At 42.3% G+C, this 12,513-nt stretch carries 11 protein-coding genes and 1 pseudogene; 7 read left to right on the top strand and 5 right to left on the bottom strand.

Annotated features, from left to right (window positions below):
* The first annotated feature begins 118 nt into the window (after nucleotides 1–118).
* On the top strand, nucleotides 119–766 hold the full coding sequence (locus tag JKP82_RS03695; RefSeq protein WP_159532395.1) for a peroxiredoxin-like family protein: 648 nt from the start codon (nucleotides 119–121) through the stop codon (nucleotides 764–766).
* 204 nt (nucleotides 767–970) lie between these two features.
* Here the strand turns inward: JKP82_RS03695 and JKP82_RS03690 are convergent, their stop codons facing one another.
* The 3 genes from JKP82_RS03690 to JKP82_RS03680 form a co-directional block, all read right to left on the bottom strand.
* Nucleotides 971–1,315, bottom strand: a complete 345-nt coding sequence (locus tag JKP82_RS03690) for a DUF3718 domain-containing protein (RefSeq protein WP_159532397.1) — start codon at nucleotides 1,313–1,315, stop codon at nucleotides 971–973.
* Nucleotides 1,316–1,560: 245 nt separating this feature from the next.
* Nucleotides 1,561–2,769 carry a cell division protein ZapE gene (gene zapE / locus JKP82_RS03685; RefSeq protein ID WP_218395923.1) on the bottom strand — a complete coding sequence of 403 codons (1,209 nt, stop codon included), beginning with the start codon at nucleotides 2,767–2,769 and terminating at the stop codon, nucleotides 1,561–1,563.
* Nucleotides 2,770–2,886: 117 nt separating this feature from the next.
* Nucleotides 2,887–3,498 carry a YehS family protein gene (locus tag JKP82_RS03680; RefSeq protein WP_218395920.1) on the bottom strand — a complete coding sequence of 204 codons (612 nt, stop codon included), beginning with the start codon at nucleotides 3,496–3,498 and terminating at the stop codon, nucleotides 2,887–2,889.
* Between the two features lie 202 nt (nucleotides 3,499–3,700).
* Between JKP82_RS03680 and JKP82_RS03675 the strand changes: the two genes are divergently transcribed.
* From JKP82_RS03675 to JKP82_RS03665, 3 genes are all read left to right on the top strand, one after another.
* Nucleotides 3,701–4,270, top strand: a complete 570-nt coding sequence (locus JKP82_RS03675) for a DUF4136 domain-containing protein (protein ID WP_159532403.1) — start codon at nucleotides 3,701–3,703, stop codon at nucleotides 4,268–4,270.
* 108 nt (nucleotides 4,271–4,378) lie between these two features.
* Complete coding sequence (locus tag JKP82_RS03670) at nucleotides 4,379–4,942, top strand: YceB family lipoprotein (RefSeq protein ID WP_159532405.1); 564 nt, start codon at nucleotides 4,379–4,381, stop codon at nucleotides 4,940–4,942.
* A 115-nt stretch (nucleotides 4,943–5,057) separates the two neighbouring features.
* Nucleotides 5,058–5,645: a hypothetical protein gene (locus JKP82_RS03665; protein ID WP_159534647.1), complete on the top strand. Its 588-nt coding sequence runs from the start codon at nucleotides 5,058–5,060 to the stop codon at nucleotides 5,643–5,645.
* Between the two features lie 32 nt (nucleotides 5,646–5,677).
* On the opposite strand, the gene gloA is transcribed toward JKP82_RS03665, so the two are convergent.
* Nucleotides 5,678–6,226: a lactoylglutathione lyase gene (gene gloA, locus JKP82_RS03660; RefSeq protein WP_159532407.1), complete on the bottom strand. Its 549-nt coding sequence runs from the start codon at nucleotides 6,224–6,226 to the stop codon at nucleotides 5,678–5,680.
* A 278-nt stretch (nucleotides 6,227–6,504) separates the two neighbouring features.
* On the opposite strand from gloA, the gene JKP82_RS03655 reads away from it, so the two are divergent.
* Entirely contained in the window at nucleotides 6,505–8,763 is a 2,259-nt protein-coding gene (locus JKP82_RS03655) for a tetratricopeptide repeat-containing diguanylate cyclase (protein WP_258544329.1), read from the top strand.
* A gap of 5 nt (nucleotides 8,764–8,768) precedes the next feature.
* Here the strand turns inward: JKP82_RS03655 and JKP82_RS03650 are convergent, their stop codons facing one another.
* The gene (locus tag JKP82_RS03650; RefSeq protein ID WP_159532411.1) at nucleotides 8,769–9,425 is read right to left on the bottom strand and encodes an NAD(P)H-dependent oxidoreductase; all 657 of its coding nucleotides are present in this window, start codon (nucleotides 9,423–9,425) and stop codon (nucleotides 8,769–8,771) included.
* Nucleotides 9,426–9,646: 221 nt separating this feature from the next.
* On the opposite strand from JKP82_RS03650, the gene JKP82_RS03645 reads away from it, so the two are divergent.
* Together JKP82_RS03645 and JKP82_RS03640 are read left to right on the top strand one after the other, a co-directional pair.
* The gene (locus JKP82_RS03645; protein ID WP_159532413.1) at nucleotides 9,647–11,620 is read left to right on the top strand and encodes a class I adenylate cyclase; all 1,974 of its coding nucleotides are present in this window, start codon (nucleotides 9,647–9,649) and stop codon (nucleotides 11,618–11,620) included.
* 291 nt (nucleotides 11,621–11,911) lie between these two features.
* Nucleotides 11,912–12,415, top strand: a pseudogene (locus tag JKP82_RS03640) (cupin domain-containing protein); the annotation flags it as partial.
* Nucleotides 12,416–12,513 lie beyond the last annotated feature (98 nt).

Here is a 12,513-nt window from a genome sequence, read left to right as displayed (position 1 = left end):
ATAGAAGGGATTATCGTAAAAGTAGTGCAAAGCAGTTTTATAAAGAACTCGAAGGCGTTACCGTCATTCCCTAATCAATTCACCAGATACACAACATGTATCTCACCACGAGGCTTATATGGCAACGCTAAAAGAACTAACCCAGGCTAAGGTTGAAGCTGGCCGTAAAGGCAACCCAGACTTCATGAAAGGGGTAGACGCAGAAATAGCAAAAGCTAAATCGTTTCAGCAAGGCAGTGATGCATTGGCAATTGGTGATAAAGCACCTGAGTTCACGCTGCCAGATGCAAAATCGAATACGGTTTCACTCACTTTTCTATTAAACCAAGGGCCTGTTGTCGTAACTTTTTATCGCGGGAGTTGGTGCCCCTATTGTAATTTACAGCTTAGAGCCCTTCAGTCTCGATTAGCCGATATTAAACAACTCGGCGCAACGCTTGTCGCTATAAGCCCGCAGGTGCCCGATGATTCGCTCAGCGAAGATGAAATTAGCAAGATGGATTTTATCGTATTGTCAGATCAAAGTGCTAAAGTTGCAGCGCAATTCGGGGTAGCATGGGAAGTGCCCGAGTTTCTAATTGAGCACATGAAAAACGATAGGCAACTCGACCTAGAAACCATCAACAAGGGTAATGGCAATATTCTCCCCATTCCAGCAACCTTTGTGCTCAATCAAAAAGGCCACGTAACCTGGCGTTATGTGGATGTCGATTATCGAACCCGTTCAGAGCCTCAAGATATTGTTGATGCGCTCAAAAATTTATAAGCTTATTTGCGAAAGCGCTTATAAGTACTTTTACAAGCATTCTTGCGAGCTTTTTTACCTGCCGCCTAGAAAGTCAGATAGTAGGCCTTGGTAGGTATGTTAAAACAGCAAAAAGGTGGCCATGGCCACCTTTTTTAAATTATGTGCTGAGCAACAACAATGTAAATGTAAAACTACATACTCAGGCTTCATTTTACCAAATTATTACTTTTTTGTATTCGCTACAGCCAAATCGATAATTTCAACGTTGGTATTAAATTTACCGTTAGTTAGTACGTTATTCATTTTATCTGGGTCTTCTGCATAATCTTGCACAAAGGCTAAGATGTTTTGATCATTACAGGTTACGTTTTCAGCAATATAGCGCTTGCTCAAACCAGAGTCTTTAATCGATTTGTGCAGTTGAATTTTGCTGCCTTGTGCTGCAACAACACATAATTTAGAAGTAACCGAATCGTCTGCTGCAAATAATGAATCTGCCGCGCTCGCCATACCGATAGTAGATAAAGAAAGCGTAATTGTAGCCAGTGTTTTAGTGAAAGTGTTCATTGTTGTCATCCTTTAGGTTAAGTCAAAGTTAATTTTGCAACCTAAATGCCAACATTTTTAATTCATTTAAATCAAAAGCTTAAATAAAAATCACGTAAATGTCAGATTTTAACCATTCTCATCAACACTATTGAATCGTCATTTTCACTAAATTTTAGTCCTTTGTAAAATTGCATGATCGTGTGTCAATAATTGCTCCCTTCCTAACCAACTAAAACAGTAATTTAGCTAATTTGTGTACATCATCAGCCCGACACTAATTGTAAATACTCTTCTGATGCCATCTCTATCAATCGGCTTCTAGCCCGCTCAAATTCAAACATAAGCGCGCCACTAGTATAAATCTCATTTTGAGGCACGTAAGAGGTCATTATCAAGTTAGTTTTACTGTCGTAACATTCATCTACCAATGCAATAAACCGGCGTAATGCATCATCCATGGGTGCTAAAACCACCTCACGCTCTCCGGTTTCAGCAGAGGCAATGTTAATATTCGACCCATTATCCTCTGTGCCCCGTGCCTTAATGCGCTCGTACGCTTGCCCGCTCATGGGCGGTACATTGAACAATAATATTGTTTTGTACAGCTTGGCCAATTCTACATAATCAAAGTGGCTTCGCGGCCCTTCACACAATGCCGAAAAATTGAAACAGGCAGCCTTATGACTCATCTCTGAATTACGTGCATCAAATTCACGTTGGGCGACGATTTCAATAGTTCGTCCCAGCACTGTTATGCTTGAAGTCGCACTATTAAGTGTTAAGCCAAACTGACTAAGAAGGGTTTGATGCAATGTTGCTTGATCTTGTAACGACTCGGGTAGTTCGAAATAACGTTGAATGTAATTAAGTGCACGCTTTCTATGGTCTTGTTCGCCATTCAGGTGCAGCACATTTAAATGCGTTTCAATTGCAGCGATTGCCGGTAAAAAGCGTTCCCGCTGCAATCCATTTCGATAAAGCTCGTTCGGCGCACAGTTGCTGGTACACACCACTACCATATTCAGTGCAAACATGTATTGCAGTAAATTGCCTAACAACATTGCATCGCCAATATCAGACACAAAGAACTCATCAAAACACAGCACTTTGTACTGCTTACTTAGTTGCCTCGCAATATGGCGCAGCGGCTCTGCCTTTCCGGACAGTTCAGTTAGCCGTTTATGAACGTCCTGCATAAAATGATGAAAGTGCTGTCGTTTGCAAAACGTGCTAGGTAAGCTCGCGTCTAACAAGTCCATCAGAAAGGTTTTGCCCCGCCCTACTTTGCCCCACAAATAAATGCCTTTACTGTGTGGATGCGGGCTTTTATAAAAAGCGTCACCGTTAGCACTCTGAAATGAACGATACAGCTGCTGAAGCAATGCAATGGCGTGTTGTTGGGATGGGTCTTTGTGAATTTTTCCCGAATCGACTAATGCTTGATATTTGGTAAGCGGGGAGGATGGTAGCATGCAGATTTATACGGTTTATTGCCAAAGAAGATAGCGCTACGCGTATGTTTGAATCTTCAAAATTTTGCACTTTAGATACAGTGCAAAGCGTAACGCCCGATAGTTATCAGCTCACGATTATGAGGTTTTGCCCCACACAGAACTTGGCTTAGTCGCCTTATTTCTGGCTTGCTCTTTCACTTGCCCTTTGACTTTTTGGGCCTGCATATCCGCTTTTACATTCTGGCGAACTTGCTCTTTGGTATGTGCTGTTTTTTTCGCATCAGGGCGATACTTCTTCACCATGCCCTGTAATAAGTTACGCACAACTTGGTCGCCAGCCACTTTATAGTTTCTGTGATCGGGTTTTCTGAAAAAAGCAGACAGTTCGTTTTTGCTTAATCTGAAATCAGCCATTTGAAGCGCGTTAATCATGTCTTCGTCTTTGTAGCTCATAGCAATACGGATTTTTCGAAGCACTTCGTTGTTACTCAAACGCTCACCGGCTTTTAAAATAACAGGCTCAACACCTTCTTGCTTGCCACGTCTTTTAACGATTAAGCCGTCTAAGAACAAAGAGATGATTTTGTCTCTGCAAGGTAAATACCCTTCTTCCCCTTCTTTTTTCATAATTGAATGAAGGTAATCTACATCCATGTCGTAGTCTACTAACTTGAAAATACCAATAGCGGCGGTATCGTTAATTGCCAAAGCAAAACGTAGGCGTCGTAGAACATCATTGTGGATCATGGTTTTTAGTCTTAATCTAGAAGTGGCTCATTTATTATGGCGTAGTTTATCGCAATGGCTAATAGACCGCGAATTAAAACCACGGGTTTGCGTGAATTGATGGGGCTTAATGTTCAATTTGCGTTATTTGCAGTACTAAATCGATCCTAATTGGTTGTTTTCATCTTTAAACCATTACAGCAGTCCTTTATTCGGCGTACCTATGACACTAACAAATAAAAGTAAACATACAGCAAGAAAGCCTTTTTACGTGCTTTTTGCCTTTTTGGCGTTAAGCTTCTTAGCTGGCTGTGCCAGCAAAGGCCCGCAAATTAACATTGATGAAAGCCAAAATTTTGCCGAAATTAATACGTTTTTTGTTCGACCACCACTGAATAGCTTAAACCCTGAAATAGAGAGCCAACTTACATCGGCGATTAGCAGAGCACTTATCGCAAAGGGGCTCAAGCCCTCACCAGAAGAAGGTGCAGATGTGCTGGTAGGTTTCCTTCCTTCAACCGCCAGTGAAGAAAATGACACTCGGTTAAACCTTGGGTTAGGTACGGGTGTATTTGGCCGTTCTGGTGGCATCTCTCTTGGCAGTATATTCAGCGTGCCCATTGGTGAGCGCGTAACGCAATATCAAAACCTGCAAATCGATGTGGTAAGAGGCGATACGTTTATTTACAGTGCGGTGGGAAGTGTAGAAGTAGAATCTACCGATTCAGTCACTATCCAAAATAAACTTGGCGAGTTAGTGACCAGTTTACTTGAAGCCTTTCCAGCAAAATAAAAGTCACTTATGTTAGGCACATGACATAATGAGAATGGTTAGCTTGCTTGTTATAGAACACTCTCTTGTTTTCATCGTAGGCTATAAACTCTATACAGAAGGTTTTTTATGAAAGTTATACTCTTTGCTATCACACTTTTCCTCACCGGATGTGCAAGCACTAATGGCATAGCGGTTTTCTCTTTTTCAAATGCTGAAGTCCAGTCATTGCTTAATAAACAACTACCGAATTTAACTGAAAACGTAAACTTAATGGGCTTACCCGTGAAGCTTAATGTGAACGACGTTAGTGTAGACATCGGCCCTGATAGCCGCGATGTTATATCCCTTGGCTTAGACACAGGTGCAGAAATTAATGCTTTCGCGTTTAAATACCCTGTACGTTTAACCTTTAAGATTGAAGGTAGCCCCTACTATGATAGTGAGCAAAAAGCGGTGTTTCTCCGCAACCTTAACTTACTCGACTCAAGCGTAGAAGCAGGAGGCTATAAGGGAAACCTAAAGCCATTAAACAACGAAGTGATGAACTTACTCAACGCTTTTCTGGCCGTTAACCCTGTTTATAAATTAGATATGAAGAACCCTAAAGTGGCACTATTGAGTAAAGTACCGCTCGACATGAACGTGGTTGAAGGTGCCGTTCAATTAGTACCAAGAAACTGGAATAACTAGGCCATAATAAAAATAATAATTAAGGTAACGCATGAAAATTAGCTTAAAACTGCTTCAAATAGCACCCCGAATAGTCGCGCAGGGCACCGTAGCGCTAATAATGACGCCAATACTAATGCCCGCGACGGCTTTTAGCACAGAAGAGATGGCAGCAGACCCTATCATTCAGCCCGCCCCTTTAGTGTCTATTGCCAGCCACGATAGCTTTTTTGAGAGTATACGCGCGCTATGCGGGAAAGCGTTTGCAGGTAAAATAACAGTTGATAATCAGCCCACCAGCAGCATGGCTGATAAACCTTTGGTTATGCATGTCAGGCGCTGTAAAGACGACGTGTTACATATTCCCTTTCACGTGGGAGAAGATGCATCTCGAACGTGGATCATTACAAAAACTGGCTCCGGTTTGTCGCTTAAACATGATCATCGCCATGAAGATGGTAGCTATTCGGAGTCAACCATGTACGGCGGTCATACGCTTGATGCTGGCTGGCCACAGGTTCAATCTTTCCCCGCTGACGCCTACTCTAAAGCTTTGTTTGCTAAAAGTGGCATCCCCCAATCAAGCTCCAATATTTGGCAAATGTTTATTTACCCGGAAACCTTTACCTACCGATTGATTAGAGAAGGCAGAGAATTCCGGGTTGATTTTGATTTAACCCAACCTATACCCGTACCTGCAGCACCATGGGGCTACGCTAAATAGTATTGATAACCATGAGAAAGGGTCGCCTTGCATTACTTGATTAAGTGCGGGGCGCATACCTTGGCCGTTTGCTTAGCATCGAATATTTCAATCCAGTAATCATCTGGATCTTTAATAAATGCAATGCCTTTCATCGAACCGTCATTAGGTCGTTTTTGGAAAGGGACATCTAGCGCTTCAAATCTGTCGCATGCAGCTTCCAAATTCGGTACGTGAAAGCCAATATGACCAAAGCCTTTTGGCTCACTATTCCCATTATGATAATGAGCCGTGTCTGCGGTATCACCCCAATTGTGAGTGAGTTCTAACATCGCAGGACGACCAAAGGTTTGGGCGGTGCGCTCACTGTCGTCTTTGCTAATATCAGAAAAATCATCACCCGCCGCTAAGAAATAAAGACTAAATTTCATTTCTTCAAAATCAAGACGTTTTAACAATGTCATGCCCATCACTCGCGTGTAAAAATCAAGTGAACGTGCGGGGTCGGCAATACGTAACATGGTCTGGTTGAAAACAAAACCTTCTGTCGCTTTATCCTTGTCTTCACACAATCCTTCGGCGTTATCAAAATGTCGGCTCATTGAAATAGTATCCTTAATTAAGTGACTTCGTCAGTGTTTCAAATGGGGGCAATCAAAGCAATAAGCAACAATGAAAGCAGTAATAGATGCTTTATTGTACAACGACTTAGACTATTTGACCTTTGATAGCACCACATTCACTCTGTTAGTACAAAGCGTGAGCATTTATACTTTATTTACTCTATTGTCGTAACCCGAACTCATAGTAAATGCGTTTTTTTGCTTTTATCCTGTTACTGAATGTTTTTACTTCTGCCCATTCGCAGCAGGTTAGCCCCTTGCCTTCCCGGGATGAAGCTTCAATTCAGCGCGCTGAGACGCTACTTTCACAGGCACAATTAGCACAAGATTCCTCACTAAAGCGCAGTATTGAACGGGCTAATCAAGCCTTGAAAATATCGAAAGAAATAGATGATATTAGCACGACTGCACAGGCGCATTTTCTACTTGGAAAATTAACAAGGCAAGCCCGTCAAAACAAAAGTTCACGACACCACTTTTTAACCGCGTCGGCTATATTCGAAAGACTCAGCGACACGGAAAATTACATCTTGTCGTATGCGGGTTATATCAATGCATTGGTGAAAGATAAGCAACTTAACCAAGCCGATGAAGCGATTTCGATACTGGTTCCACTGGCTTTTCAATACGGTGAAGACTTTCCTATTGCCTCAACGTTAATCGCCAAGGGTGATTATCATTTCGCACTGTCCCAGCACTCTATCGCGGTCGTACAATATTTGATGGCCATTGAATATCTCACCGCCCCCGAAAGCGACATTAAAAACCGAAATGCAAGAACCCTCGTCAGAATTGCTGAGGCCTACAAGCGATTAGAGAACCGGGAAGAAACCGCTGAGTATTATGAAAAAGCACTAGCTATATATACCGACTTAAATGAAATAAAGTCTATGGCGCGTACCTTTAATACACTGGCTGAAGCACAACGATATCTCGGTAATTTAGTACTTGCGCTAGACTACGCATTACAAAGTTTAGCCCTTCACGGCCAAATAGATGATGCTGAAGGCCGCGCTAAAGCGTTGATGGGAGCAGGGATTATTTACCGCCACATAGGCCGCTATGAACAGTCCTTAAAACATGTGCATCAAGCTCATAAGTATTATAAGAAGGTCAATAATGCAACGGGCATAGCTAAAACGTCGAATCAGATAGGTCATATATATTTTAGGCTGCAACAATTCGACCAAGCTCGTTCGTTTTACATGCTGTCAATTAGTTTGCCGGAGGAAAAGGTTGAGCCTAAAACCCTTGCTACCGCGCTAAGAGAAAGCGCGATTATCGATTGGAACAAGGGTAACTATGCTTCGGCAACATTGTTAGCGAAAAAAGCGGATGATATCTACCGAGACAGTAATGACAAGGCAAAACAATCAAAAACTCAGCGAATATTGGCGAACATCAAACGAGACGAAAATAACGTTTCCAGCGCGCTCAATTACTATAGAGAATCACTGGCTTTAGCCACAGAAATCGAAAGTGATGTTTATCAAATTAAAACTCTCATTCCATTAGCAGCTATGCTTATTGATACTAACATGGAGGAGGCCGTAAGGCTGCTTAAAAGCGCCCTGACATTAGCACGTGAAAATGGCCACAAAGCCTATACGTTAGAAAGTTATCGTTACTTAAGACTAGCAGAGAAAACTAAAGGTAATTTAGCGGTATCCTTACAATATGCTGAACAAGAAATCGCCTTAAGCAAAGTTATTCAAGAAGACATTAACAATAACGAACTCGCGCTTGAGAAAGCCAAGCTACACTCCTTAAGACTGGAAATAGAATTAGAAACTCTGCGAGAAAAAAACAAACTCGACAAACTCGAACTGGCCAGAAAGAACAATGAAATTGAGATAGCCCAGCAAGCCACCACCATTTCAGAATTGGAACTAACTAAAAACAGATATGCCAGTGTCGCTTTGGCACTGTTATTAGCTGTCTGCTTAATACTGATACTGCTTATTTATCGTCGCTTTATTGTGTCGAAACAGCGCAACCAAGAACTTGGCTATTTAGCCACACGAGACCCATTAACAAACTGTTTTAATCGCCGTGTTTTGTTTGATTTGATGAAGCGGGATTTTGCAAGAAATCCACAGTCTGAAGACTATTGTGTGATTATGATAGACATCGACTATTTCAAATCTATCAATGATAGTTACGGGCACACCGTGGGTGATTCAGTGCTTCGTGGCGTTGCCAATACCTTGCAGAGCTGCGTCCGTCAAAACGATGTAGTAGCGAGGTTTGGTGGGGAGGAGTTCTGCATTGTATTGCCAGATACCTCCTCTCACCAAGCCATGCGTATAGCTGAAAACATGCGAGAAACCATTCAAGTTTGTCGCTTTGATGATATCGCGATTACCTGTAGCTTGGGCGTAACCTCTATTCGCTTTAATGCGACAACGCCTTCTGAACTTATCGATCAAGCCGATCTCGCGTTATTTAAGTCGAAATCGTTGGGTCGTAATCAGGTAACCTTATGGAGCGACGCTCTTGCTAGAGTGCAAGACTAACGTATTTATACAACGGTGATCACATCTTCCATTGGCAAACGTGCCTTCGGTAAACCGTGGTTCCAATCTTGTTCTTCGTCTGCATAGCCAAGTGCTAGCGCCACTTCACAAATGTGTCCGTCTAATTCTTCGCTAAACAATTCACCAATCAAGTCAGCGTCCACGCCTTCCATCGGCGTTGAGGCAATACCAAGACGGGCTAATGTGTGAAGCAAGTTTCCAAATGCTAGATAAACCTGTGCTTTTGTCCATGCGCCGTTGTAGCCGTTCTCGTCAGTATTAGCTTCTGCAAAAGCGTAAGCCCCCATAAATGAGTCACGCATTGCTTCTGGCAAGTGACCAGACGCCACTTCAGCATCAACACGCTTAACAAACTTTTCTTTGGTAAACTTAGGATCGTAAGCGAATAAGATCGTGTGCGATGCTTCTTTTGCATGCAATTGGTTGAACTGGTGCTTATTCGCAAAAGTGTCGTGTAGACGCTGTTTTGCGCTGTCACTTTCAACCACGACAAACTTCCAAGGCTGAGAATTTATAGAAGAAGCTGATAACCTTAATGCTTCCAATATAGTGGTTAAGTCCTCTGAAGAAATACGTTTGCTACTGTCGTACTTTTTAACGGTATAACGCTGGTTTAAATCACTGATAATTTGATTAGACATAACTAATTCCTAATATTTAATGCGAATACTTTAGATGCTGCGAAGTTTAACGAGTTATACTAAAGACGATAAGCCCAGTAATGGTTGAATGAGTTTAAACAAATTTTTGATAATGGAAGCGCAGGCTAAACGTCTACTTTTCACTGCCATAATAGAAATAGGAGGCAGACAATGGAAAATCGCGCTATTTTTGAAATAACTATCGATACAAAAGAGCAGTAATGACAGAGCAACAGTCTCTATCAATTAAAAAGAATCTAACAATACGCCTGTTACGTGTACTTAGGTACAACAAGGCTAGGGTAGAACGTGCACTTATGCTTATGCCTGCTGAGCACAAGCCGTTGTTCCATGTTCTGCCGTTTTTACTGCACGTAAATCATCCTGAGCTTCCAGGTTATATTGAAGGTGAAGATATTCCCTTTGGTATCCATAACTACTCATTCCGAGACGTTGTTGAAAATGCACTCTTGCAGTGCTTCCCTGATAAGCGTGATTTACTCTCTGATATCAAGCCTCTGTGGCCCCGTCAGCGGGCAATTGAAGCCTTAGTCCTTATGGGAAGCATTGGTACCATTGCACAAACAGACTCGTCTGATTTCGACTATTGGGTGTGTGTCGATGGCAAACAACTCTCAGAAGCATCGCTTAATAAACTACAAGAAAAATTAACTGCCATTGAAAGTTGGGCGGACAGCAAATTCGGTATAGAAGTGCACTTTTTCCTATCTGAAATTGACAATGTGCGACGCAACGACTTTGGCATTGCCGATGGGGAAAGCGCTGGCTCTGCTCAAGCCCTGTTTCTTAAAGCTGAGTTTTACACCACTAATATTGTAGTGGCTGGAAAGGCACCTTTTTGGTGGTTAACCCCTGAAAAAACTAATGATCAGCAATATGCAGCATTAAAAAACCACCTAGAAGACGGTGGCTCTCCAGATTTAAGCTGGTTTATGGATCTTGGAAACCTCGAAAGACTCGACGCCAGCGAATTGTTTGGTGCCGCAATATGGCAGTTAAGCAAAGCCATGGACTCGCCATTTAAGTCGGTACTCAAAATAGCAAAGTTAGAAGTTTATCTTGCTCATATTGAGCACGGCCAGCCCTTGTGTAGCTTGCTTAAAAAGCATGTTCACCGTGGTGCCGAAGCACCTGGACACGTCGCGGTAATAGACCCTTATGCACTGATGTTCGACCAACTTATTGAGCATTATGAAAAAGAGGGGCAGCCTGAAGACATGTTGTTGCTTCAGCAGTGTCTATACCTCAAATGCAATTGCAAGCTCAGCCAACCACCGCAACGTGGCGAAACCTCTACGTTTAAACGCAAGATTATAGCGGCCTATGCTAAAAAGTGGGGATGGACAAAACAAGACCTTTATCATTTGGATAATCAGCACGAATGGACATTTCACGAGCGGGTTCAATTAAGCCGACGAATTCATCGATTTCTTTTGAAATGCTATCGACGTATTTCAAGTCAGCTTGGGGCTGAACAACAAACCATGAGTAAAAAAGACATGACCGTGCTAGGTCGTCGTCTCAGTACATTTTATGGCAAAAAGCCTAATAAAATCGAGTTTCTACGCCGCGCATTTGATGAAAACCTCTACTGTGAAACGGTAACCGTTTCATTAAAGCAAAATAAATCGGGGCAAGATGTATGGACTGTCTATGCCACAGACTCACTCAGTAAATCGGGAAAAATAGCGCAAAGTCAGAAAATAACGCAAACATACTCAGCAGTTGAATCAATTGTATGGTGCGTTGCAAATCGTATTATCGACGCAAAAACCACCATCTATCTTGATTACAATACCGGTGAAGTGAGCGAGCTGGATTTGAATGACTTATTGAAACATATCTGCCGCTACTTTCCGCCGATTAAAGTCTCTTCTCTACAAAGGGATTATCTGCTCACCGCCGCCCGCGTAACAACTTGCCTAGCTATTGTGAATTTCAACACGCTCAGGCAAAAAGCGAGCGTTGAAGAAATCTCGGTGTTGTATACCACATCTTGGGGCGAAACCTTTTTGCTCCACGGGAGAGATGTGCTGGATACACTGTGGTTTGAGCTTCAAGAAACTGATCCTGCTCCGCCCTGCTACGTCATGGTGCCCCGTGGAAATCAACAATCTCGTATTCAAGGTGAATTTTTAGAATCAACAGGTGTGAATTTTTCACTTATTCACTAAACACAGCTTCTCTTTTCTAGCCTAACTATTCCGTGCTTTTCTTTTTCGCAAGGCCGACACTGTGCCCACACTCGCCATAACATGTGGTTAATTCTCTGGGGCGCAAAAAAACTAATAATCTTTTGTTTATCTAGGTATGCTAGAAAGTAAATCTACGTATTAAATATTGGCGCTATTATGCTAAAAATTAAAGGCTCCCTTCTTTCCTTTGCTATGTTAGTAACCTTACTGTGTACCCTGCTAAGTGCCTGTACTAACGTTACTACCGCTACTCAATCTGCAAAGTCATTCGATAAAAAGCTCACCGCCGAACAACTCATTGAGTCACTTGATTTAACCGGTCACGTTGAAGGGGGCTTTTTTCGCCAAACGTTCAAAGCAGATCACAGGCCGCTAATAAGTACAGAAAATGGCGATAGAGTAAATATGACCTCTATTTATTACCTGCTAAGTGCCAAATCCCCTATCGGGCATTTTCATATGAACCGTTCTGACATCATGCATTACTTCCATATGGGCGACCCCATCACGTATTATCTAATTAACCAAGATGGCAGCCTTGAAACTCATATATTAGGGCCCGACCCTACGCAAGGTCATAAGATGCAAATGGTGGTAAAAGGCGGTACATGGAAGGCATCAAAAATACTGACTACAGGCCCGTATGGTTACGGCCTAATAGGAGAAGCGGTAGCCCCAGGTTTCGAATATATTGATATGAAGTTGGGCGAACGAGCCGAGCTAGTTCACCAATTCCCTCAGCACAGTGGAATCATTACATCATTAACGCGATAAAAGAAGTCGCTCGCATTGCTCAAAGATAAAAACTAAGCGCACTTATGTTAAAAACACTTGTATCCTTTGGCACTTGTACCTTAAAAAAGCTATCTACC

This window comes from Alteromonas lipotrueae (genome assembly GCF_019249215.1).
In the GTDB taxonomy this organism is placed as follows: Bacteria; Pseudomonadota; Gammaproteobacteria; order Enterobacterales; family Alteromonadaceae; genus Alteromonas; species Alteromonas lipotrueae.
The sequence above is the reverse complement of the archived record's forward strand: the minus strand, read 5'-3'. Positions and strand labels throughout refer to the sequence as shown.